Raw genomic sequence first — 20,890 nt, 5'->3', positions numbered from 1 at the left:
TCCGTCAGGCCGGGACGCGCTCGGCACGGTCGTTCCGACGCAGGGCGCGGCTCCGCCGGCCTGCCATGATCGCCGGCCGCTCGATCGCCAGATGGACGAGGCTGGCGACCGCCACGACGAGGATGCCTGTCCCCGCCAGCGCCAGCGCGTACAGCCCTGCGTCTTCCCCGACAAGGGAACGCACGGGAGCGTTGGCGGTGATCGTTGTCCAGATCACGATCCCGTGCAGCAGATAGACGCCGTAGCTGATTTCCCCCAGCCATAGAACCGGCTGACAGGTCAGGGCGCCGCGGAAACTCTGATCGGCGGCGATGGCGACGAAGAACAGGCCGAGCCCCAGCACGGGGAGCGGCGCATAGGCGGTGTCGAAACCTGCCACAGCCGCCGACAAGCCGGCGAGCGCCACCGCCAGACCGCGGCCCGACCGCGCGAACCGGACAAGTCCGGGCCGGCGGATCGCATGGGCGGCGGCGATGCCGCCGAGGAAGCACTCCAGCACCGCAAGGCTGAAATTGCGGAAGTAGAGCAGAAGAATCAGCGTCGCCGCGACCGAGACGAGGGCCGGCCGCAGCCGGTGGGCCGGCGTGACCAGGAAGGCGAGTGCGGGCAGCGCCGCGTAGAACAGCAGCTCGTAGGGCAGGGACCAAGTGGCGTAGGCGACGATCTGCCCGGTATTCTCCAGGCCGTTGATCGGCGGCGCTTTGAAGGTCGCCCAGCCGATCAGCCGGCGCAGCAGGTCGAGCGGACCGGTCCTGACTTCGAAACCCGTCGAGGCCAGCGCCAGCACCGCGACCAGCAGCACGGCGACCGCATAGACCGGATAGACGCGGTAAATGCGGGACGACACGAAGCCCGGCCAATCCATCTCCGGTCCGGCCTTCAGCAGCTTGTCCCAGAACAGGAAGGCGGTGACCATGAAGAACAGCGCCACGCTGCTCTGTCCCAACTGGGTGTAGAGCCGGGAGGGCGGCAGCGTCCAAAGGCCGGTGTGGAGATATTGCCAGGTGATGATGCCGTGATGGATGAACACGGCATAGGCCAGCAGCCCGCGCATCCCGTCGATGGCGGCATACCGGCCATCGGTTCGGCCATCATTCCTGCTGTCTGCGCCGGCCTGCGGGCGAAGCGGACGGGGAACGAGGCGCAGAATCGCCCAGGACGCGCAGATCGCCACCGCGAAGAGGAAAACCGCCAGGAGCGGGGAGAAGGCCATAGCGTCGTTCCGGATCGTCATGCGCAGCCATCGTGGGGCCGCGTGATGGGGAGATGCCTGCGGATCGCTTGTCAAGGCCGTTCGCCTCAAGACCGTTCGACGGTCTCCGGCTGGGGGCCGCCGTTCCATCCCGCGTGACCGCGCCCGCCGCCTGCTGTTAGTCTCGACGTCACCACACAGGCGATCACGGGAGCGGGACCATGGCCGGACAGAGCGGCGATCTGGCGGGAAAGCGGATTCTGGTGCCGGAAAGCCGGGACCTCGACCTGTTCGCCGGCATGATGGAACAGCATGGGGCCGAGACGATCCGCTGCCCGATGGTGAAAATCCTCGACCTCGACGACCCGGCACCGGCACGGGCGTGGCTGGACCGGCTGCTGACCGAGGGGTTTGATGACATCGTCCTGCTGACCGGCGAAGGGTTGCGGCGGCTGATGACCGTCGCCCGCGCCATGGAGCGCGAGGCCGAGGTGATCGCCGCCATCGGCCGCGCGCGGGTCTTCGTCCGTGGCCCGAAGCCGGTGAAGGCGCTCCGCGAGATCGGCTGCGCCCCCTACAAATCCGCTCCCGCCCCGACCACTGACGGCGTCATCGCCATGCTGGGGGACGAGGATCTGTCCGGCCGCCGCGTCGGTATCCAGCTTTATCCCGACAACCCGAACGAACCGCTGCTGGAGGCGGTGCGGGCGCGCGGCGGCCAGCCGGTGGCGGTCACCCCCTACCGCTACGCCAACGATTCGGAGACCGGCGCCGTCCAGGCGGCGATCCGCGACATGGCGGAGGGGCGCATCGACTTCGTCGCCTTCACCGCCTCCCCCCAGGTGCGGCGCCTGCATGAGGTGGCGGAGGCCTGCGGCCTTGGCGACGCCTTCCGTCAGGGCTTTGCCAGGACGCGCATCGCCGCCGTCGGTCCGGTGGTGGCCGAGGCGGTGGAGGCGGCCGGCGGAACCGTCGCGGTTTCGCCGGACTCGACCTTCCACATGAAGCCGCTGGTCAACGCCATCCGCCGGCTGCTGACCGAGGGGGAAGGAAACGGGCCGGGCTGATCGGGCCGGAGCCTTTGCCGGTCAGCGACCTTTCGCCCCACCCCTCTTCCGCGCAGGTCAATTGATAACAATTCTCACTCTCGTTTAACCTTTGACGCTCAGTGTCGGCCTCAGTCAGCGGCCGTTGCCAGGAGCGTCATCATGTCCACCCTCCCCGTTTTCCTGCCCCGTGCCTTGGCGCTGGCGCTCTTGTCGGCCGGTCTGGCGGGAGGCGGGGCGGCGTTCGCTGCTGATCTCTCAAGCAAGGAGAAGCTGGGGGAGGCGCTGTTCTCGGACACCGCCCTGTCGGCCAACCGCACCCAGTCCTGCGCCGACTGCCACAATCCGGATTTCGGCTTTGCCGATCCGCGCACCGGCGGGGCGGGCGGGGCGGCGTCGGTCGGCGACAACGGCAAATCGGTGGGCGACCGCAACGCGCCGACGGCGAGCTATGCTGCCTTCACGCCGTCCTTCCACATCAAGGCCGACGGCAAGGCGGTCGGCGGGCAGTTCTGGGACGGCCGCGCCGCCACCCTGAAGGATCAGGCCGGCGGTCCGCCGTTGAACCCGGCGGAGATGGGACTGGCGTCCAAGGAGCAGGCACGCGCCCGGCTGGCGGAGAATCCCGGCTATGCCCGTGCCTTCGTGGCGCTCTACGGCGCCGGCGTGCTGGACGATGCGGAGCGCGCCTATGACGCGATGAGCGACAGCATCGCCGCCTTCGAGAAGACCGACCGCTTCGCGCCCTTCGACTCGAAATACGACCGCTCCCTGCGTGGCGAGTACAAGATGACGGCAGAGGAGGATCTGGGGATGACCCTGTTCTTCTCCACCCAGTTCACCAACTGCAACCAGTGCCACAAGCTGAAGCTGATGCCGGCTGCCGCGGGCGAGACCTTCACCAATTACGAACACCACAACATCGGCGTGCCGGCCAATCCCGCCCTGCGCGAGGCGACGGCCAAGCCGGGCTTCGCCGACCGCGGGCTGCACGACAATCCGGCGGCGGCCAAGCCCGCTTACGAGGGGAAATTCAAGACGCCGACCCTGCGCAACGTGGCGGTGACCGGCCCCTACATGCACAACGGGGTGTTCAAGGATCTGGAAACGGTGGTCCGCTTCTACGACCACTACAACAACCGGACGGAGAAGGCCGCGCTCAACCCGGAGACGGGCAAGCCCTGGGGACCGCCGGAGGTGGCGGCGAACCTGTCGTCAAAGGAACTGGAATCGGCGCCCGCCCTGGATACGCGCCGCGTCAAGGCGCTGGTCGCCTTCATGAAGACGCTGACCGATGCGCGGTACGAGCATCTGCTGAAATAGGGCAGTTCCTGAACAGGACCGGGCTGTGGCCTTCAATGACCGATGTCGATGCGGAAGAGTTCCAGATCCAGCAACTCCATCGACATCCGGGGGCGCCCGGTGGTTTTGCGGGAGGCCAGCCTGCGGGCCAACGGCTGGCTGAGCCAAGCGGCGCGGGCGCGGTCGAACAGGGAGGTGCAGCGGTGGGACAGTCTGGCGTTCATGGCTGGTCGGACTCTCTCGCAAGGGGTTGAGTCGGCGGCGGCGTGGCTCCTGTGAGCAGTTGCAGTAAGAATGTCCTGGCACTGTGACAGTTTCTATCGCCCGAAGGTCTAACCCCTACGCCTTTGGGCAAGGAATCGACCCACTTCACCGCGATCTTCGACCAAAGACGGAGGGACAGGGCGTCACATCACCACGCCGACCAGCCGGCGCAGGGCGTCGCGCGCCTCGCTGTCCAGGATGGGGATGCCGTTGCGGGCCTCCAGCATGAAGGCGCCGGGATCGGACAGGGTGCGCATGGCGAAGCCGGCGACCGTCGGCGGTTCGCTGCTGAGCGGCTGCTGATCGTAGACGGGGGTGAAGCTGCAGCCGGCGAGCAGAGCGCGGATCATCAGCGACTCGTCCGACGTGGCGCCGGCCGCCGGCGTGTTGATGCCGAAAAGCAACCGTTCCGCCTCCGCCTCCGTCACCATCCCGCGATCCAGCAGGATGTCGACCATGGCCGAGTTGGTCGTCACCGGCGACGCGCGCCCCTTCCAGCAGAAGCGGCCATCGTCCCAGCCGACATCGAGGCTGCGGAAGATCATGTAGGGTTCGCTGCTGCCGGGGGCGCCGGCCACGATGTAATTCACCCGGACGAGCCCGTTCCATGCCCCGGCCGGTGCAACGATGCAGGACAGCCCGTTGCGGGTCAGGCGCAGATAGGTGTCGTTGATGCCCGATGGTTCGAATTCAAAAAGCATGGGATCTTCACCTCGCTGCCACCCGTCACCAAGCTGCCGGGCGGCACGGTGTTCCCGTGGCCCAGTCTGCGTTCGCTTGAGTCAGGTGAGTGGCTCGGGTGCCCGCGCAAACTGTCCATGCGGGCGTCCCTCCTTTGCGCACAAAAGCGAAAGGCGGTAGGCCGTTCCGACGGCCACCGCCTTTCGCGCTCATGCCGAGGTGTTGGCGACCGTCAGTTGGCGGGGCCGAGGAAGACGCTGTCGCGGCTGTTCTTCTCGGCGGTGCCGGTGTCGGACAGCTGGAAGGTCAGGGGAAGGGAGGCGGCGGTGAGTGCCGTGCGCGGGGCCGTCACATAGACGCGGTAGGTGGCGACGCTGTCCGGCTCCGCCGAGATGATGGCGGTGTGGGCGGCGGCCTCGTCTTCCGCCTCGCCGATCACCTTGATGTCGGCGGTGGGCAGGCCGGCGACGCTGAGGGTGTAGGAGCGGCTCTGCCGGGTCTTGTTGGCGACCTTGAAGGTGTAGGCGTTGCGGATCGACCCGTCGGACAGCGTCACGAACAGCGGGGCGCGGTCGCGCAGAACGGTGATGTTCAGGCTGGGGCGGAGCGCGAAGCTCCAGGCCATCGCACCGCCGATGACCAGCATCATCAGGGCATAGACGATGACGCGCGGACGGAACAGGTGCCACTGGTAGCTCTTGCCGGAAGCCCGCGTATCCTGGGCGGCCAGTGAATCGAAGGCGATCAGGCGGGTGGGCAGGCCCTGCTGGATCATGATGCTGTCGCAGGCGTCGACGCACAGGCCGCAGTTGATGCAGTCCGACTGCTCGCCGGTGCGGACGTCGATGCCCATCGGGCAGACCTGCACGCACTGGCCGCAGTCGATGCAGTCGCCGAAGCCCTGGGCGCGGCGCTCGTCCCAGCTCTGCGATTTGCGCTTCGGGCCGCGGTTGTCGCCGCGGTCGACCTGATAGGTGACGACGAGCGAATGTTCGTCCAGCATCGCGCTCTGGATGCGCGGCCACGGGCACATGTACATGCACATCTGCTCGCGCGTCCAGCCGGCCATCACATAGGTCATGCCGACAAAGATGCCGAAGAACGACGTCGCCTCGTAGCTGGCCTGGAAGGTGGCCAGATCGTGCAGCAGGGCAGGGGCGTCGGTGAAATAGGCGAGGAAGCCGAAGCCGGTGACGAGGCTCAGCGCAATCCAGCCGGCATGCTTGCCGGCCTTGCGCAGGATCTTGCGCGCCGTCCAGGGCTGCTTGTCCATGCGGATGCGCTCCGCCCGGTCGCCTTCGAAGACGCGCTCGATCCACACGAACAGGTCGGTCCACACCGTGTGCGGGCAGGCGAAGCCGCACCAGACACGCCCGGCCAGCGCCGTCGCCAGGAACAGGCCCAGCGCCGCGACGATCAGGAGTCCGGTGAGGTAGTAAATCTCCTGCGGCCAGATCTCGATCCAGAACAGGAAGAAGCGCGGCGTGGTCAGGTCGAACAGCACCGCCTGGGCTGGCGCATCGGGACCGCGCTCCCAGCGGATCCAGGGGGCGATGAAGAACAGTGCCAGAAGAACGGAGAAGGTGACGGTCTTCAGGCGGCGATAGAGGCCCTTGACCGCCTTCGGATGAATCGTCTTATGGTTTTCGTACAGCGGAACCTTGGCGGGTTGGGCGGGGCCCTGCTGAACGATGCTTCCGTCTGGCATGTCGATGCGCCTGATTTCCGGTTCCACGTTGGCGCGGAGCATAGTCGACCGCCGATGCGGCGCGTTTGACCTCTGTCAAACAACGTCGATATTCCGAAAAGCCCCTTCAGGTCCGAGGCTTTTCACCGGTTCGAGGGATCCGCGTTTCGGGGTCCGTTAATACTGTGCCGGCGGGCCCGTTCACAAGCTCATTGTTGTCGGATTCAAACGGTATCACGAACAATACTGCTACTATGCTGTGCTAAATTGCAACAATCAGCACAACGTACCGTCCCAGCTTGCCGACGGTCACCAGCAGCAGGAACAGGCGCAGGTCGACGCGCAGGATGCCGGCGACGAGCGTCAGCGGATCGCCGATCACCGGCACCCAGGCCAGCAGCAACGACCAGACGCCGAAACGCTGGTACCATCCGGTCGCCCGTTCGACCAGCGGGCGGGAAACCGGGAACCAGCGGCGGTCCTGAAAATGCATCAGATAGCGGCCGAGCGCCCAGTTGATCGTGGAGCCGGCGACATTTCCGACGGTCGCCACCAGAATCAGCAGGCCGTCGTGATAGTTGCCGGAAGCATGCAGCCCGGCGAGCAGAAGCTCGGACTGGGCGGGAAAAATCGTCGCGGCCACCAGCGCCACCAGGAACAGGCTGCCATAGGCCGCGACATCCCCCATCATGCAAATCCTTTTCCCGTCAACGGCTTGACTGCCGCACCCCACGATAGGCGCTGGATTAGGCTTCGTGGTCGCGTAAAATCAAGAGGCCTGTCCGTGGGATTTCCCGGGAATAGTCCCGCAATGGCGCTTGCCCGGCAACTTCAGAGATATAAGAATGCAAACGACAAATCCATCTGCGTGTCTGAATTCGTGAGTATTCCCGTAATCAATCCTATTTGGAGTAGGGTCTTCGCGCGACTTCGGTGGCTGGCGGACTGAGCGGAGGGAGTAGGCACGGGCATGTGGGAAACCGGGTTCGCCCGCTTCGACGCCGAGGAACGTCTGGTGTGGGCCAATGCCGCCTTCGCGGCCCGGTTCGCCGTGGCCGGCAACACGACGCTGGATGGTCTGTTCGGCAGCCTGCTGGGCGGTGCGATGGCCGATCTGCGCCGCGGCCGGCCGATGACGTCTGGGCTTCCCGACGGCAGCGCCGTCACATTGGCGCTGGGAAGCGGCGGAGCGGGCGAATGGCTGCTGACGGCGGTCGAGGCGGCCGTTGCCGGCATCCCGGCGGAGCATGAACCGTGGGCGAAGACCAGCTTGGTGCTCGACTGCCTCAGCCAGGGGGTGATGGCCTTCGACCGCGACCTCCGGCTGGTCGCCTGGAACCGGCGCGTGCTGGAACTGCTCTACATCGACCCCGGATTCCCGCGCTACGCCCAGCCTTACGAGGCGGTGGTCCGCCACATCGCGGAACAGGGCGGCTACGGCCGCGGCGATGTCGACGATCTGGTGGCGCAGCGGCTGCATCATATCCGCAAGGCGCCCTGGCCCTTCTACAACGAGCGTGTCCTGCCCGATGGCGTCATCATCGAGACGGTGACCCTGCCGCTGCCCGACGGCGGATTCGTCACCACCTACACCGACATCACCCGCCGCAAGCAGGCGGAGCGCGAGCTGGCCTCCAGCCGGGAATTGCTGGAACAGGCGATCCGGGCGGCGCGCGAGGGCATCTCGCAATGGGACCTGCACAGCGGGGAGGTGTGGTTTTCCCCGCAATGGTGGGGACTGCTGGGATATTCCGAAGCGGAAATGGACAACAGCCGCCGCCGCTGGGAGGAACTGCTCCATCCGCAGGACCGCGACGCCGCGCTGGAGATGGTGGAGGAGCTGGCGACCGGCCGCCGGTCGGAAAGCCGCCAGATCCAGCGTTTCCGCCACCGGTCCGGCCAGACGATCTTCCTGGAAACCCGCGTGCTGGCCGTGGCGGGAAATGACGGCCGGATCGTCCGCATCGTCGGCGCCCATACCGACGTCACCGAAAGCGTTCACGCGGCCGAGGCGGTGCGCGCCGCCAAGGATGAGGCCGAGCGGGCCTTGCAGGATTTGAAGGAGGCGCAGGTCCAACTGATCCAGGCGGAGAAGATGGCGGCCCTGGGATCGCTGGTGGCCGGCGTGACACACGAGATCAACACGCCGGTCGGCATTGCCCTGACCGGCGCCTCTCTGTTGGCGGAGAAGACCCGTGCTTTGCGGCATCTCTTCGAAGCCGGCAGCCTGCGGCGCGGCGATTTCGCGGACTACATCGACATCGCCGACGAGGCGACGCAGCTGATGCTGCTGAACATCGAGCGCGCGACCCGCCTGATCCAGAGCTTCAAGCAGATCGCCGTCGACCAGGCCAGCGAGGAACGCCGCGTCTTCGAACTGAACCAGTACATCCACGAGATTCTGTGCAGCCTGGGCATGCGCATCCGCCGCAGCGGGCATTCGGTCGAGGTGCGTTGTCCGGAGGGTCTGACGCTCGACAGCTACCCCGGCGTTTTCGGCCAGATCCTGACCAATTTCGTCATCAACTCGCTCCTGCACGGCTATGAGCCCGGCGTGCGCGGCCGGCTGACCGTGACGGTCACGGTGACGGGCGGAGAGGTGGAACTGGTCTATGCCGACGACGGGCGCGGCATTCCGGCCGACCTGCACGGCAAAATCTTCGAGCCTTTCTTCACCACCAGTCGCGACCGCGGCGGCAGCGGGCTGGGGTTGAACATCGTCTACAGGCTGGTCACGCGCACCCTGCGCGGCCGGCTGCGGCTGGAGAGCGGGCCAGCGGCGGGGACTGCCTTCACGCTACGCTTCCCGCGTGTGACGCCGGCCGATCCGCTGCCGCTTTGAGGCCGGCGTCAGCCGGTGTGTGGCGTCTCCGGCATCCAGCCGACCGGCAGTGTTTCGCGCAACGCCTGCCGGATGATGGTGGCGAGATGATCGCCAATCGGGTTCGGCCCCCTGTCGGACCGCAAAAGTCTGAGGCCGAGCGACGGAAGTTGCGGCAAGCCACAGGCGACGGGATCGAGCATGCGCACCGCCGCCGGCCGGCCGACCGGCGTCCTCAGGGCGATGCCGAGCCCCGCCGCCGTCGCCGCCCATAGGCCGCCCAGGCTCGGGCTGACGAAGGCGATGCGCCAGGCAATTCCATGCCGGTCCAGATGGTCGCAGGCGATGGTGCGCAGCAGGCATGGCGCCTCCAATGCGGCGAGCGGCAACGGCTCGTTCCCGTCGGCCCGCCAGATTGGCGCCTCCTCCGCCGCGGTCAGCCAGCACAGCGGCAATGACGCGATCCGCTCGGTGGCCGATGCGCTGCCGTCGTCCCATGCCAGAGCCAGATCGAGATGGCCGGAGGCGATCTTTTCGGACAGCTCGCTGTTGCGGGCGATGCGTCCCTCGATCCGGACCTTGGGGTGGGCGCGGGCGAAGCGGCCGAGAACCTGCGGCAACACGGTCTCGCCGAAATCCTCCTGGATTCCCAGCCGGACCCAGCCCTCCAGCCCCGCGCCGCGAACGGCGCTCATCGCCTCGTCATTCAGGCTCAACAGACGCCGGGCATAGGAGAGCAGCACCTCGCCGCCATCGGTGAGCGTCAACCCGCGACCCGACTTGCGCACCAGCGCCGTCCCGGCCTGCTCCTCCAGCTTCTTGAGCTGGGCGCTGACCGCCGATGTCGACCGCCCGAGCCGGTCGGCGGCCTGAGCGAAGGATCCGGCGTCGATGCCGGCGACGAAACTGCGCAGAGCGTCCATGTCGAGGTTGGTCAGGCGCATTTTAAAAATCCCGTAAAACAGGACGATTCATTCAGAATAATCTGATTATCGGGATGATAATCTCCATCCATACTGGGGCTGTCAATCGCTCAAACAGGAGCGGCATGCCATGCCCTTCACACGGATTTCTTTGCTCGCGGGAAAATCGCCGGCCTATCTCGCGGCCGTCTCCGACAGTCTGGACCGTGCGCTGGTCGACTGCTTCGAGGTTCCGGAGAACGACCGCTTCGTGGCCATTCATCAGCATCAACCGCATGAATTGGTCTTCGACCGGACCTATCGTGGCGGTCCGCGCTCGGATGACTTCATCGTCTTTCACATCACCACCGGAAAGCTGCGGTCGCCGGAAACCAAGGCGCGCTTCTACCGGCGGCTGGTCGAAAATCTTGCGGCGTCACCGGGCGTGCGGCCGGAAGACGTGATGATCGTGATCGCGGATTCGACCTTCGAGGATTGGTCTTTCGCATCCGGTGTGTCCGCCGGACTGCCAGCGCAGGAGGCGCCCCAATGACCGGCTACTTTGAAATGCAGATGTCCTGCCCGCCGGCCATGACCGTCCGGCGCGCCGGCGAAGGCATCGTTGCCGCGCCCGAAGGGATCGCCAACGGCGCCTTCCTCGTCCAGATGCTGCTGTCGAGCCGGACGGAGGGCGAGATGACGGCGATGCGCGCCTTTATCCCGCCGGGCGTCGTGACCCATTGGCACAGCCATCCGTCCGGACAGCTTCTTTTCGTGCTCGACGGTGTCGGCCTCGTGCAGCGCGAGGGTGGCGAGCCGGTCGAGGTCCGTACCGGGGACGCGATCTGGTTCGCACCCGGCGAACGCCATTGGCATGGCGCGGCACCGTCCAGCCCGTTCAGCTATGTCAGCGTCCAGCCGGTGCGGGACGGCACCGCCGTTCACTGGATGGAAGCCGTCGAGCAGGAGGAGCTTTCCCGATGATCGCCATGCAATACAGCTTCGTGCTGCCCGCCGATTACGACATGGCGATCATCGACCGCCGCATTCGTGAGAGGGGGCCGCTGCTCGACGGCTTTCCGCGCCTGCGTTTCAAAGCCTATCTCGCGGCAAGAAAGCAGGACGCCGGTTTTGCCGGTGCGGAAAACCTCTATGCGCCGTTCTATCTGTGGGATGAGCCGGAAGGGATCGACAGTTTTCTTTCCAGTCCGGGTTTTGCGGCACTGACACGCGATTTCGGCTGGCCGTCGGTGCAGACATGGCTGGTTTGGCATGCGGAACTGTCGGGGAATTTGAAAGCCGCGACTTATGCGACCCGCGACATCGCTGCGATTGCCGCCTATTCGGACTTGGCGTCACAGCGGGACGATGCCATCGCGGAGGCAAAGTCGGCGATTGACGCCGGTGCATTGGCCGCCATTGCCGCGTTCGATCCGACGGGATGGAAGATGACGAAAGTCGCGCTCTGGGCCGGGCTGCCGCCGGTGGTGACGGAGACGATGCAACTTTACACCGTCGGGCATGTCTCGCTGCCGAACGAGCAATAAAGACGCGCATCGACGGCGCAGGATCGCTGTAACCAGGGGAGAGTTTGCAACACAGTCGCCGTCTGGAACGGCGGCCCTGCGAAGCATTGATTTCGCAGGGATGGTGGAAGGGGCTGGATTCGAACCAGCGTACGCTAACGCGGGCAGATTTACAGTCTGCTGCCTTTAACCACTCGGCCACCCTTCCATCGGGGCGCTGAGGAGTAGCCTTTCGATAGGGGGCCGTCAAGACCCTTTTGCACGAAAAACGCAAGCCGAGGCGCGGCAGCAAAAGCGGCAAGAAAAAGCCTCCGTCCCACGGGGGGACGGAGGCTTTTCAAAGGGGCTTTTTCAAACCCGCTTTTTCAAAAGTCCACTCAGTTCGGGCGGCGCGAAGCCCGATGCGCGGGGATCGGGATCGGGCGGATCGCCTGTTCCTCGCGGCGGCTGGCCGACATGTCGATTTCCACGCGGGCCAGGGCCTTGCGCAGTTCGTGCACGGTGTCGGACAGGGACTGGATCGTCGCCTCGCTCGGCTGCTGACGCCAGCCGCGATAGGCGGAGATGCAGGCCTTGGCGGTGTCGCGCAGGCGGCCCTCGATCGCATCCACCGGCGGGGTCGGCTGGCCGGGAGCCCGCGGGGCCTCCGGCGCGGCGGCCACCGGTGCGGCCGGAGCCGGCGTGGCGGCAGGGGCCGCCGGGGTGGCGTCCGGACGGTTCAGGCGCAGCGTTTCCGTCGGCGCCGGAGCGGGCGCCGGTGCCGCTGCCGGTGCTTCGGCCGGGGCCGGTTCGGCAGCCGGTTCCGGCCGGGAGGCGCGGGTCAGCGTGGTCCGGCCGGTGCGGCCGGCGGCGCGGCGCGGTTCGGCCGGCGCCTCGGCAGCCGGCGCCGGGGCGGGTTCGGCGGGCGCGGCCACCGGCGTTTCGGCCGGCGTTTCCGGAACAGCCGTCACCGGAGCGGCGGCTTCGCCTGCCGTGTCCGCGTCGGCGGACGTGCCGGCGTCGGCGATCTGTGCATCGTCCTGCGCATCACCGGAGACGGCATCGCCCTGGCCGCTGGCGGCCTCCGCCTTCTTGATGATGTAGGAGATGGCACTGGGGGTGCATTCGAATTCGCGTGCGATGGCCGAAAGGGTTGCACCGCTGCGGTAGCGATCAAGAATTTGGGGCCACGCCGACTGCGGAATGCGCCCACGCTTCTTGGGAGACTCCGGTTCGCTCCCGGTTTCTGCGTTCATTATATCGCTCGGTTGCCAAAGTGAATTTTCAGTCATTCGTCAGCATGTCCACCCGGACCGCACGCTTCGGACGCGGGACCACGCGGGCGCGTGCGTCAGCAGCATCGAGGCTTCACGCTGGCGGGCGATGTTTTCGGTATGGATGACTATCGGAAACTCTTCTCAAAAATGCCAGCATAACTTTGCACGGAATCGTGATTTTGTATCCGGTGTCACAACTGGTCACGATGCTTGGTGGAAGGCCTGCGGTTTTAAAAACTGCTGGCTTTCCGAAACCCAGAGTGGAACGAATCCGCCGCCGGCATCTTCCGGTCGCCGGACTTTTGAAAAGTGCGATGGACCCTGGACGGGGGGTTCCGTGTTTGCAGTTTCAGAACAAACCCGACCGGGGCCCGCCATTCGGTGGTTTTTGGCCCAGGGTCTTTTGGGGAGCCGTCGGTCGCGACTCTTCTGCATTCGCCCAACCGTTTTTTTGCGGAGACCGTCCATGCCGCATGCGCCCGTGCCGCGTTCGTACCCGATCTTCCGACGCCTTCCGGCCGCGGCGCTGTGCGCGTTGCTGTCCGGCGCGGTGTTTTTGCCAGCGCTGCCGGCCGCCGCACAGGACGCGCCCGCCGTCGGGGCACAGCCGGGAGCGAGCAGAACATACACGCCGCCGTCCTTCCGCGACCTCGCCCGCACGCAGATCGACACCGTCGTCAACATCTCCAGCACCCAGGCGCCCCAGCCCTCGGCGGGTGGTGGCAGGCTGCCGGAAGGGATGAACATTCCACCCGGCTCGCCGCTGGAGGAATTCTTCCGCGAATTCCGCAACCGGCAGCGGGGTGGCCAGGGCAACGGCTCGCCGGAAAGCGGGCCGAATGGCGGTCCGCAGGGGAGCGGTCCGCAAGGTCTGCCGAGCATGGCGCTCGGTTCCGGCTTCATCATCGATCCGTCGGGCCTGATCGTCACCAACAACCATGTCGTTTCCGACGCGGCCGAAATCGCCGTCACCCTGCATGACGGCACCAGGCTGCCGGCCAAGCTGGTGGGATCGGACGCGCCGACCGACCTTGCCCTGCTGAAGGTCGAGAGCGCCAAGCCGCTGACCGCCGCCCATTGGGGCGACAGCGAAGCGGTGGAGGTCGGCGATTGGGTGGTCGCCATCGGCAACCCCTTCGGCCTCGGCGGCTCGGTGACCGCCGGCATCCTGTCGGCCCGCGCCCGCGACATCCAGCAGGGCCCCTATGACGAGTATCTGCAGACCGACGCCGCCATCAACCGCGGCAATTCCGGCGGTCCGCTCTATGACGCCGGCGGTGCGGTGATCGGCATCAACACCGCCATCTATTCGCCGACCGGCGGATCGGTCGGCATCGGCTTCGCCATCCCATCCTCGCTGGCCAAGCCGATCATCGACCAGTTGAAGGACGGCGGAAAGGTGCGCCGTGGCTGGCTGGGCGTCCAGGTCCAGCGGGTGACGCCGGACATCGCCGAAAGCCTGGGCGTGGAGGGCTCCGGCGGCGCTCTGGTCACCAGCATCTCGCCCGACAGTCCCGCCGCCTCGGCCGGCCTGCGCCAGGGCGACGTCATCACCGCCTTCAACGGCGACCCGCTGGAGCAGATGCGCCAGCTTCCCCGCCTCGTCGCCTCCACGCAGATCGGCCGCACCGTGCCGATGACCCTGCTGCGTGGCGGCAAGCAGCAATCGATCCAGGTCACCGTCGGCGAACTGCGCGACGAGCCGCAGCAGCTGGCGATGTCGGGATCGAGCGGCGCCCCCCGTTCCGCCCAGCCGGAGGAGAGCAAGTCGGCGCTCGGCCTGAAGCTGGCTCCCTTGACCCCCGGCCTGCGCGAGACCTTCGCCATCGGCGAGGATGTCGACGGTCTGGTGGTCACCGAGGTCGACCGCGACAGCGCGGCCTCGCAGCGCGGGCTCGATCTCGGCGACGTCATCGTGGAGGCCGGGCAGGAGCCGGTGGCGACCGCCGCCGATCTGGAAACCCGCATCGCCAAGGCGAAGGAACAGGGGCGCAAGACCCTGTTGATGCTGGTCAGCCGCGGTGGCGACCTGCGCTATGTGCCGCTGCCGCTGGTCCCCGAGACCGCCGGTAAGAAGGGGTAATCCGGCCTCTGCATCCGCATATCGGACGGAAGCGGGGATCTGCCCCGCTTCCGTCTCATCCTTTTCCGCTACCGTTCGCCGCGCCGCGAGAGTAATTTGCCGCCCGTTTGGCGAATGGGATGGCAAACCGTGAGCATTTATCCGGAGAGCGGCCAGCCGGTGCGGCTGTCGGTCGTTGTCCCCGTTTTCAACGAGGCCGAGAACGTGCTGCCCCTGCTCGAAGAGATCGAGCGGGCACTGGCTCCGGTCGGCGGTTTCGAGGTCATCTTCGTCGACGACCAGTCCGACGACGACACCCAGGCGCGCCTTGCCCCGGCGGTCGAATCCGGCCGGCTGCGCGTGCTGCGCCATGTCCGGCGTTCCGGCCAGAGTGCCGCGGTGCGCAGCGGCGTCAAGGCGGCGCGCGGCGAGTTCGTGGTGACGCTCGACGGCGACGGCCAGAACGATCCGGCCGACATTCCGGCGCTGTTCGCCCTGGTGTCGACGGGCGAGGCGGGAGCGCCGGTGCTGGTCGGCGGCCTCAGGAAGAAGCGGCAGGACACGCTGTCGAAGCGCTGGGCCTCGAAGATCGCCAATGCCGTCCGCCAGTCCTTCCTGCAGGACGGCTGCACCGACAGCGGCTGCGGGCTGAAGCTGTTCCGTCGCGACGCCTTCCTCGACCTGCCTTTCTTCGGGGCGATGCACCGGTTCCTGCCGGCGCTGTTCCGCGCCCACGGCCACCCGGTGGCCTATGTGCCGGTGAACCATCGCCCACGCGAACGCGGTGTGTCAAAATACAACAACTGGCGGCGCGGGCTGATCGGCGTGATCGATCTGCTGGGCGTTTACTGGTTGAAGCGGCGGACGAAGATGTCGCCGGTCTCCGAACGCCTCTGACGTCTTTCAAAGCCGATCGACCCTCACAGCGACCCATTCGGTACAGGATTCAACGATGATTGAGCGCGCCGCAGCGTGGTTCCAGGGGCAAAGCACCACCGACCTGATCTGGGTCGGCATCGGCTTTTTCGCCCAGCTGATGTTCACCATGCGCTTCATCGTGCAGTGGATCGCCAGTGAAAAGGCGCGCCGCAGCGTGGTGCCGGAGATGTTCTGGTACTTCTCGCTGGGCGGCGGCGTCATGCTGTTCGCCTACGCCTTCTACCGCTTCGACCCGGTCTTCATGCTGGGGCAGGGCATGGGCTTGGTGATCTACGCCCGCAACGTCTATTTCGTCTGGTCGCACAAGAAGTCGCAGGCCACCGGCGGCGCGGTGCCGAGCAAGCCGTGACCGCAGCGTCCTCGCCGCAAGGCCATCTGCCGGCCAGCCGCCTGCCGATCTGGGCCTATGCGCTGCTGGCGCTGATCGCCGCGGCGCTGTTCCTGCCGGGCTTCACCGTGTTGCCGCCCTTCGACCGGGACGAGGCGCGCTTCGCCCAGGCATCGTCGCAGATGCTGGACAGCGGCAACTATGTCGACATCCGCTTCCAGGACGAGACGCGCTACAAGAAGCCGGTCGGCATCTACTGGCTGCAGACTGCCGCGACCGCCGCCGCCGATGCCGTGCGCGGCATTCCGGTCGGCGCCGACAAGGTCATCTGGACCTACCGCATCCCCTCGTTCCTGGGCGCCATCCTGGCCGTCCTCGCCAGCGCCTGGACGGCGGCCCGGCTGTTCGGCGGCCCGGCCGGCTTCATCGCCGGGCTGATGATGGCCTCCTGCGTCGTGCTGGGGGTCGAGGCGCGGATGGCCAAGACCGACGCCGTGCTGCTTTCCACCGTGGTGATCGGGCAGGCGGTGCTCGCCCACCTCTATCTCGGCCGCCGCGGGCCCGTTCCCGCCGGGCGCGCTGCCTGGGTGGCTCCGCTGGTCTTCTGGATCGCCGCCGGCATCGGCGTGCTGGTCAAGGGGCCGATGGTCCTGCTGGTGTCCGGCAGCACGGTGCTGGTGCTGGCCCTGTGGGACCGCGAGGCCGGGTGGCTCAAGCGGCTGAAGCCGCTGGCCGGGCTCGGCATCGTCGTCGCCATCGCCGCCCCCTGGCTGATCGCCATCGCCATCAAGAGCAAGGGCGCCTTCTTCGCCGAATCCGTCGGCCACGACATGCTGGGCAAGGTGTCGGGCGGGCAGGAGGGCAAGGGGCTGCCGCCCGGCTATTACCTCGGTACCTTCTGGGTGACCTTCGCCCCCTGGTCGCTGCTGGCCCTGCTGGCCGTTCCCTGGGTGTGGGCGCGCCGCCGGCTGGACGCCGTGCGTTTCTGCATCGCCTGGATAATCCCGAGCTGGCTGGTGTTCGAGGCGGTGCCGACCAAGCTCCTGCACTACACCCTGCCGGTTTTCCCGGCCATCGCCGCCATCGCTGCGGCGGCCCTGATCGACGGTTTCGACCGCAGCCGAGAAAAGCCGCGCCGCTGGCTGGTCGCCGCCGCGGTGGCGCTGGGCACGATCGGTTTCGGTGCCTTGACGCTGGCGGTGGCGGTGATCCCCTGGCTGGTCGATGGCCGGATCGATCCGGTCGGGGTGGCGCTGGTGCCGGCGGTCGGCGGCCTCTTCGCGCTCGCCCTGCGCTCGCTTCTGCGTGGGGAGCGGCGGAGCGGGCTCGCCGCCGGGGTCGGTGCCGCGGCGCTGCTCTATGCCGGGACCTATGCCGCCGTGCTGCCGAACATCGACGGCGTGTGGGTCAGCCGGCAGGCCGCGCGCGCGGTGGCGCAGGTCCGGCCCTGCCCGGACAGCGTGGTGGCGACCGCCGGCTATTCGGAGCCGAGCCTGGTCTTCCTGCTCGGCACGCCGACCAGGCTGGTCCATGGTGCCGGCGCCGCGGCGCATCTGACGGCGGACCGTGCCTGCGGGCTGGCCCTGGTGGAGGACCGCGAGGCGCCGGCCTTCCTCGACAGCCTGGGCACCGCCACGCCGCTGCCGCTGGCCGATCTGTCGGGCTTCAACTACAACACCGGCAAGCGCCTTCACCTGACGCTCTACCGCCTGCCGGCCTCCTGACGGGGCCTCCTGACGGAATAGCCCCGGCGCCCTATCGTAAGACGGGAGCCATGCCCCGCTTGGGCATGCGGCGACCGGGGTGGGTAACGCGCCTCCGCATTGGACGGCGCGGGTGCTTTGCGTTCGACTGCCCCTTCCGATCCGTTTTCCCGGACGAAAGGTGCCTGTTCGATGACCCGCGTTGCCTTCTCTGCCGATACCGCCATCCGGACCGCCGTCGCCGCCGCTCTGGCGGTGATGACGCTGTCGCTGCCGGCCCACGCCCAGAAGCAGGAATATGCGCCCTGGGTGTACGACCAGATGGTCCCGACCGGCCCGCTGCTGCGCAACCTGGATCAGGCCCAGCCGCTGCCCGGCCCGGCTCCGTCCCATTGGGGGGCGATGAAGGCGGGCAAGGACCGGGCCGGCATGGCGCATTACGGAACCGACGTGAAACGGACGGACAAGCATTACTCCGCGTCCCATTCGCTGACGCCGCCGCCGGTGGATCCCGCCGCCGCCAAGCGCATTATGGCAGCGCCGCAGAGTGCCGACGCTCCGCCAGTCCCGCGGACTGCGCGCCGCGACTGAGCTGCGGTTACTCGCTTGGCATTTCTCCCGGCCGCCACAGCCATGCCGCGCCGCGCACGCCGCTGGAATCGCCGTGGCGGGCGCGGCGCACCGGCGTGTCCAGCCGGTCGCTGAAGGCCCAGGGCTGCATCGCCGCCGGCAGCCGGTCATACAGCAATTCCGCGTTCGACAGACCGCCGCCCAGCACGATGACGTCAGGGTCCAGCAGATTGGCGACCGCCGCCAGACCGCGGGCGAGCCGGCCGACCAGCCGGTCCGCCGTCGCTCGGCACCCGGCGTCGCCGGCCGATGGGGCGGCGGCGCGGGCCAGGATGGCCGCGGCGTCCAGCTTCTCGCCGGTCGCCGCGAAATGGTCGGCCGCGACCGCGGGCCCCGACACGAAATTCTCCAGGCAGCCCTGCTTGCCGCAATAGCAGGCCGGCCCCGGCCGCTCTTCGTCGGTCGGCCAGGGCAGCGGGTTGTGGCCCCACTCACCGGCGATGGCGTTGCGCCCGCCCAGCACCCGGCCGTGAACGACGATGCCGGCGCCGCAGCCGGTGCCGAGGATGGCCGCGAACACCACGCCGCAGCCGGCCCCGGCGCCGTCGGTCGCTTCCGACACCGCAAGGCAGTTGGCGTCGTTGTCGATCCGCACCGGCCGGGCCAGCGCCCGGGTCAGGTCGCGCGTGAAGTCGCGCCCGATCAGCCATGTGGAGTTGGCGTTCTTCACCAGCCCGGTCGCCGGGGAGATTGCGCCCGGAATGCCCAAACCCACCGTCGCTCTGCTTCCGGCAGGGATTTCCCGTTCCAGCCGGGCCACCAGATCGCGGATGGTCGCGACGGTGCCGTCATAATCGCCTTTCGGCGTGGGAACTCTGTGGCGCGCCAGCTGGTTTCCCTGACGGTCGAGCAGGATGCCCTCGGTCTTGGTGCCTCCCTGGTCGATGCCGATGCGGTGCCCGCTCCGGTACTCCGTCGCGGCCCCTGTGCCGGCCGATTGCGATCCGGTGGCTGCCATGCCCTGTCACCTGTCCGACTGTGCTCTGCCAATCCATAGCGTCGCCGGCCCGCTCCCGTCCAGCGGCGCACGCTTCCTCCGTCCGGAAGGGGAGGGACCTTCGGCGATCCGACGTTGCCTGCCCGCCGCGCCGATGGGACAAAACGCAAGCATCGGCCAAATCCCATTGACCCGTCACGGCGTTCGGGTAGAAGGTCGCCGACTGTCGGGCAATGCCGTTTCCCGCCCGAACCCGTCCTGTCGTACCGCGCCACCGGAGCCCCTGATGAGTCGCCAGCGCGCCGCCCTCCGCCATTCCCTCAAAGCCCTGACCGGCGCCGCCGTCCTCGGCGCGCTGCTCGCCCTGCCGGCGTCCGCCGGCGCTGCCGCCAAGGAGCCGGCGAAGCCGGCCGCCGCCAAGGCTGCGCGCCCGGCGAAGTCCAGCGCCCCGGCCACGCCCGCGTGCTACAACCGCGCCGAACATGCGGCCGAGCAGTTGATGCGCATGCACACCGAGATGATGGTGGTCGGCCTGACCTGCCGCACGGTCATGCCGGACAAGAAGCCGTTCGACCTGTACCAGGATTTCTCGGTCAAGAACCGCGCCCTGCTGTCCAGCTCGGAAGCGTCGCTGATCAGCTTCTACAAGCGCTCGGGCGCCGGCGGCAATGCCACGCGCCAGTTCGACATGTTCCGGACGGAGCTGGCGAACGAGATCAGCCGCCGCGCCGCGACCATCGGCATCCCGCAATATTGCGCCAACTTCGTCGACCGCTCGGTCGCCGCGAAGGACCTGACGGCGGACGACCTGCGCACCCTGACCAGCGATGAGAAGAACGCCGGCCTGATGCATCTGGCCAGCCGCCCGCTCTGCGACGTGAAGGTTGTCAGCAATCCGGACCCCGTCTTCGCCGTCGCCTCGGCCGCGCCCGCTCCGGCGGCGAAGGCCACGACCGCCAAGGCGAAGCCGGCCAAGGCCGCCGCTCCGGCCAAGCCGAAGCAGAAGGTCGCCGCCGCCCCGACCAAGCAGTCCGTCGCCGTCCGCTGACCTTCCAACGGTTTGCGTCGTCTTGCAGAACGCCCTGCCGGCAGCCGCCGGTGGGGCGTTTCGCGTTTCCGGCCCTTGCCCTTCGCCACGACGCATGCGGACAACACAAATCTGTCTTGCAAAAATCCGTCAGGCTGGTACTACCGAAAAGGTCAGGAGAGGCACTTGCCGGACGGCCCAGCCGGATTGCAGGAGCCGCCTCCGAACAGGAAAAATCTTGGTCCGTCAGACCAATAGACGGAATTCCGGACGATACGGCATTCCGTTTGGTGAATGGATGGGCTGCACCAGACAGAGTGCACCAGACAGGGGGGGCTGCTGTTGCGAGACCGGTGTGCCGAGTGTGCCCGTGCCGCCGCACCCTGCCTTTGCGCCGCGCTGAAGGTGGGATGAGGATATGGAATATTTTCTTCAGCAATTGATCAACGGCTTGTCGCTTGGAGCGATCTACGGCCTGATCGCGATCGGCTACACGATGGTGTACGGCATCATCGGGATGATCAACTTCGCCCATGGCGAGATTTACATGATCGGCTCCTTCGTGGCGCTGATCACCTTCCTGGCCA

The 20,890-nt window shown here is 67.4% G+C and carries 21 protein-coding genes and 1 tRNA gene; 13 read left to right on the top strand and 9 right to left on the bottom strand.

The genetic code is table 11. The features are described 5' to 3' along the window. Nucleotides 1-4: 4 nt before the first annotated feature. Complete coding sequence (locus tag VH569_RS27545; RefSeq protein ID WP_423319563.1) at nt 5-1,234, bottom strand: acyltransferase family protein; 1,230 nt, start codon at nt 1,232-1,234, stop codon at nt 5-7. 179 nt (nt 1,235-1,413) lie between these two features. Here VH569_RS27545 and VH569_RS27540 point away from each other — a divergent pair, with 179 nt between their 5' ends. After that, nucleotides 1,414-2,259: a uroporphyrinogen-III synthase gene (locus VH569_RS27540; RefSeq protein ID WP_423319561.1), complete on the top strand. Its 846-nt coding sequence runs from the start codon at nt 1,414-1,416 to the stop codon at nt 2,257-2,259. 141 nt (nt 2,260-2,400) lie between these two features. Continuing rightward, nucleotides 2,401-3,561 (top strand): cytochrome-c peroxidase, encoded by a 1,161-nt coding sequence (locus VH569_RS27535; RefSeq protein ID WP_423319559.1) that lies wholly within the window; start codon nt 2,401-2,403, stop codon nt 3,559-3,561. A 32-nt stretch (nt 3,562-3,593) separates the two neighbouring features. Here VH569_RS27535 and VH569_RS27530 read toward each other — a convergent pair whose 3' ends face one another. From VH569_RS27530 to VH569_RS27515, 4 genes are all read right to left on the bottom strand, one after another. Continuing rightward, on the bottom strand, nt 3,594-3,764 hold the full coding sequence (locus tag VH569_RS27530; protein WP_423319557.1) for a hypothetical protein: 171 nt from the start codon (nt 3,762-3,764) through the stop codon (nt 3,594-3,596). 183 nt (nt 3,765-3,947) lie between these two features. Beyond that, nucleotides 3,948-4,505 carry a hypothetical protein gene (locus VH569_RS27525; protein ID WP_423319555.1) on the bottom strand — a complete coding sequence of 186 codons (558 nt, stop codon included), beginning with the start codon at nt 4,503-4,505 and terminating at the stop codon, nt 3,948-3,950. A gap of 212 nt (nt 4,506-4,717) precedes the next feature. Next, nucleotides 4,718-6,193 (bottom strand): cytochrome c oxidase accessory protein CcoG, encoded by a 1,476-nt coding sequence (ccoG, locus tag VH569_RS27520; RefSeq protein WP_423319553.1) that lies wholly within the window; start codon nt 6,191-6,193, stop codon nt 4,718-4,720. A 241-nt stretch (nt 6,194-6,434) separates the two neighbouring features. Continuing rightward, nucleotides 6,435-6,863, bottom strand: a complete 429-nt coding sequence (locus VH569_RS27515) for a YqaA family protein (protein WP_423319551.1) — start codon at nt 6,861-6,863, stop codon at nt 6,435-6,437. A gap of 279 nt (nt 6,864-7,142) precedes the next feature. On the opposite strand from VH569_RS27515, the gene VH569_RS27510 reads away from it, so the two are divergent. Beyond that, nucleotides 7,143-9,014 carry a PAS-domain containing protein gene (locus VH569_RS27510; protein ID WP_423319550.1) on the top strand — a complete coding sequence of 624 codons (1,872 nt, stop codon included), beginning with the start codon at nt 7,143-7,145 and terminating at the stop codon, nt 9,012-9,014. Nucleotides 9,015-9,022: 8 nt separating this feature from the next. On the opposite strand, the gene VH569_RS27505 is transcribed toward VH569_RS27510, so the two are convergent. Next, the gene (locus tag VH569_RS27505) at nt 9,023-9,937 is read right to left on the bottom strand and encodes a LysR substrate-binding domain-containing protein (RefSeq protein WP_423319549.1); all 915 of its coding nucleotides are present in this window, start codon (nt 9,935-9,937) and stop codon (nt 9,023-9,025) included. A gap of 109 nt (nt 9,938-10,046) precedes the next feature. Between VH569_RS27505 and VH569_RS27500 the strand changes: the two genes are divergently transcribed. Genes VH569_RS27500 through VH569_RS27490 form a run of 3 tightly spaced genes read left to right on the top strand, consistent with a single transcriptional unit; the run spans nt 10,047 to nt 11,442 of the window. Beyond that, nucleotides 10,047-10,448 (top strand): tautomerase family protein, encoded by a 402-nt coding sequence (locus VH569_RS27500; protein ID WP_423319548.1) that lies wholly within the window; start codon nt 10,047-10,049, stop codon nt 10,446-10,448. Continuing rightward, nucleotides 10,445-10,879 carry a cupin domain-containing protein gene (locus VH569_RS27495; RefSeq protein ID WP_423319547.1) on the top strand — a complete coding sequence of 145 codons (435 nt, stop codon included), beginning with the start codon at nt 10,445-10,447 and terminating at the stop codon, nt 10,877-10,879. The genes VH569_RS27500 and VH569_RS27495 overlap by 4 nt, the downstream gene beginning before the upstream one ends. Continuing rightward, on the top strand, nt 10,876-11,442 hold the full coding sequence (locus tag VH569_RS27490; RefSeq protein WP_423319545.1) for a DUF4865 family protein: 567 nt from the start codon (nt 10,876-10,878) through the stop codon (nt 11,440-11,442). Before VH569_RS27495 ends, VH569_RS27490 begins: the two co-directional genes overlap by 4 nt. A 101-nt stretch (nt 11,443-11,543) precedes the next feature. Here VH569_RS27490 and VH569_RS27485 read toward each other — a convergent pair. Both VH569_RS27485 and VH569_RS27480 read right to left on the bottom strand, forming a co-directional pair. Further along, a tRNA-Tyr gene (locus tag VH569_RS27485) sits at nt 11,544-11,629 on the bottom strand. 169 nt (nt 11,630-11,798) lie between these two features. Beyond that, nucleotides 11,799-12,656, bottom strand: coding sequence for a hypothetical protein (locus tag VH569_RS27480; protein ID WP_423319543.1), 858 nt, complete (start codon nt 12,654-12,656; stop codon nt 11,799-11,801). 487 nt (nt 12,657-13,143) lie between these two features. Between VH569_RS27480 and VH569_RS27475 the strand changes: the two genes are divergently transcribed. From VH569_RS27475 to VH569_RS27455, 5 genes are all read left to right on the top strand, one after another. Then, a complete protein-coding gene (locus VH569_RS27475) occupies nt 13,144-14,760 on the top strand; it encodes a DegQ family serine endoprotease (protein WP_423319541.1) in 1,617 nt (538 codons plus the stop codon). A gap of 114 nt (nt 14,761-14,874) precedes the next feature. Continuing rightward, a complete protein-coding gene (locus VH569_RS27470) occupies nt 14,875-15,636 on the top strand; it encodes a glycosyltransferase family 2 protein (RefSeq protein WP_423319539.1) in 762 nt (253 codons plus the stop codon). 55 nt (nt 15,637-15,691) lie between these two features. Beyond that, nucleotides 15,692-16,027 carry a lipid-A-disaccharide synthase N-terminal domain-containing protein gene (locus tag VH569_RS27465; protein ID WP_377807783.1) on the top strand — a complete coding sequence of 112 codons (336 nt, stop codon included), beginning with the start codon at nt 15,692-15,694 and terminating at the stop codon, nt 16,025-16,027. Then, a complete protein-coding gene (locus tag VH569_RS27460) occupies nt 16,024-17,730 on the top strand; it encodes an ArnT family glycosyltransferase (RefSeq protein WP_423319538.1) in 1,707 nt (568 codons plus the stop codon). The genes VH569_RS27465 and VH569_RS27460 overlap by 4 nt, the downstream gene beginning before the upstream one ends. Nucleotides 17,731-17,901: 171 nt before the next feature. After that, a complete protein-coding gene (locus tag VH569_RS27455; protein WP_423319536.1) occupies nt 17,902-18,300 on the top strand; it encodes a hypothetical protein in 399 nt (132 codons plus the stop codon). Between the two features lie 7 nt (nt 18,301-18,307). On the opposite strand, the gene VH569_RS27450 is transcribed toward VH569_RS27455, so the two are convergent. Then, nucleotides 18,308-19,297 (bottom strand): ROK family protein, encoded by a 990-nt coding sequence (locus tag VH569_RS27450; RefSeq protein WP_423319534.1) that lies wholly within the window; start codon nt 19,295-19,297, stop codon nt 18,308-18,310. Between the two features lie 265 nt (nt 19,298-19,562). Between VH569_RS27450 and VH569_RS27445 the strand changes: the two genes are divergently transcribed. Together VH569_RS27445 and VH569_RS27440 are read left to right on the top strand one after the other, a co-directional pair. After that, the gene (locus VH569_RS27445) at nt 19,563-20,324 is read left to right on the top strand and encodes a hypothetical protein (protein WP_423319533.1); all 762 of its coding nucleotides are present in this window, start codon (nt 19,563-19,565) and stop codon (nt 20,322-20,324) included. A 397-nt stretch (nt 20,325-20,721) separates the two neighbouring features. After that, nucleotides 20,722-20,890 (top strand): ABC transporter permease subunit (locus tag VH569_RS27440; protein WP_423319691.1); only part of this gene is annotated, 169 nt, incomplete at its 3' end.

The organism is Azospirillum sp. 11R-A, assembly GCF_049472615.1.
Classification (GTDB): domain Bacteria; phylum Pseudomonadota; class Alphaproteobacteria; order Azospirillales; family Azospirillaceae; genus Azospirillum; species Azospirillum palustre.
Note: the sequence above shows the minus strand (reverse complement) of the source record. Positions and strands in the feature narration are given on the sequence as shown.

Coding starts and splice junctions, on each gene's coding strand:
- VH569_RS27505 (WP_423319549.1), bottom strand. CDS start 9,937: ATGCGCCTGACCAACCTCGACATGGACGCTCTGCGCAGTTTCGTCGCC.
- VH569_RS27465 (WP_377807783.1), top strand. CDS start 15,692: ATGATTGAGCGCGCCGCAGCGTGGTTCCAGGGGCAAAGCACCACCGAC.
- VH569_RS27490 (WP_423319545.1), top strand. CDS start 10,876: ATGATCGCCATGCAATACAGCTTCGTGCTGCCCGCCGATTACGACATG.
- VH569_RS27525 (WP_423319555.1), bottom strand. CDS start 4,505: ATGCTTTTTGAATTCGAACCATCGGGCATCAACGACACCTATCTGCGC.
- VH569_RS27445 (WP_423319533.1), top strand. CDS start 19,563: ATGAGTCGCCAGCGCGCCGCCCTCCGCCATTCCCTCAAAGCCCTGACC.
- VH569_RS27480 (WP_423319543.1), bottom strand. CDS start 12,656: ATGAACGCAGAAACCGGGAGCGAACCGGAGTCTCCCAAGAAGCGTGGG.
- VH569_RS27470 (WP_423319539.1), top strand. CDS start 14,875: ATGGGATGGCAAACCGTGAGCATTTATCCGGAGAGCGGCCAGCCGGTG.
- VH569_RS27450 (WP_423319534.1), bottom strand. CDS start 19,297: ATGGCAGCCACCGGATCGCAATCGGCCGGCACAGGGGCCGCGACGGAG.
- VH569_RS27545 (WP_423319563.1), bottom strand. CDS start 1,234: ATGACGATCCGGAACGACGCTATGGCCTTCTCCCCGCTCCTGGCGGTT.
- VH569_RS27500 (WP_423319548.1), top strand. CDS start 10,047: ATGCCCTTCACACGGATTTCTTTGCTCGCGGGAAAATCGCCGGCCTAT.
- VH569_RS27510 (WP_423319550.1), top strand. CDS start 7,143: ATGTGGGAAACCGGGTTCGCCCGCTTCGACGCCGAGGAACGTCTGGTG.
- ccoG (WP_423319553.1), bottom strand. CDS start 6,193: ATGCCAGACGGAAGCATCGTTCAGCAGGGCCCCGCCCAACCCGCCAAG.
- VH569_RS27540 (WP_423319561.1), top strand. CDS start 1,414: ATGGCCGGACAGAGCGGCGATCTGGCGGGAAAGCGGATTCTGGTGCCG.
- VH569_RS27495 (WP_423319547.1), top strand. CDS start 10,445: ATGACCGGCTACTTTGAAATGCAGATGTCCTGCCCGCCGGCCATGACC.
- VH569_RS27475 (WP_423319541.1), top strand. CDS start 13,144: ATGCCGCATGCGCCCGTGCCGCGTTCGTACCCGATCTTCCGACGCCTT.
- VH569_RS27515 (WP_423319551.1), bottom strand. CDS start 6,863: ATGATGGGGGATGTCGCGGCCTATGGCAGCCTGTTCCTGGTGGCGCTG.
- VH569_RS27530 (WP_423319557.1), bottom strand. CDS start 3,764: ATGAACGCCAGACTGTCCCACCGCTGCACCTCCCTGTTCGACCGCGCC.
- VH569_RS27535 (WP_423319559.1), top strand. CDS start 2,401: ATGTCCACCCTCCCCGTTTTCCTGCCCCGTGCCTTGGCGCTGGCGCTC.
- VH569_RS27455 (WP_423319536.1), top strand. CDS start 17,902: ATGACCCGCGTTGCCTTCTCTGCCGATACCGCCATCCGGACCGCCGTC.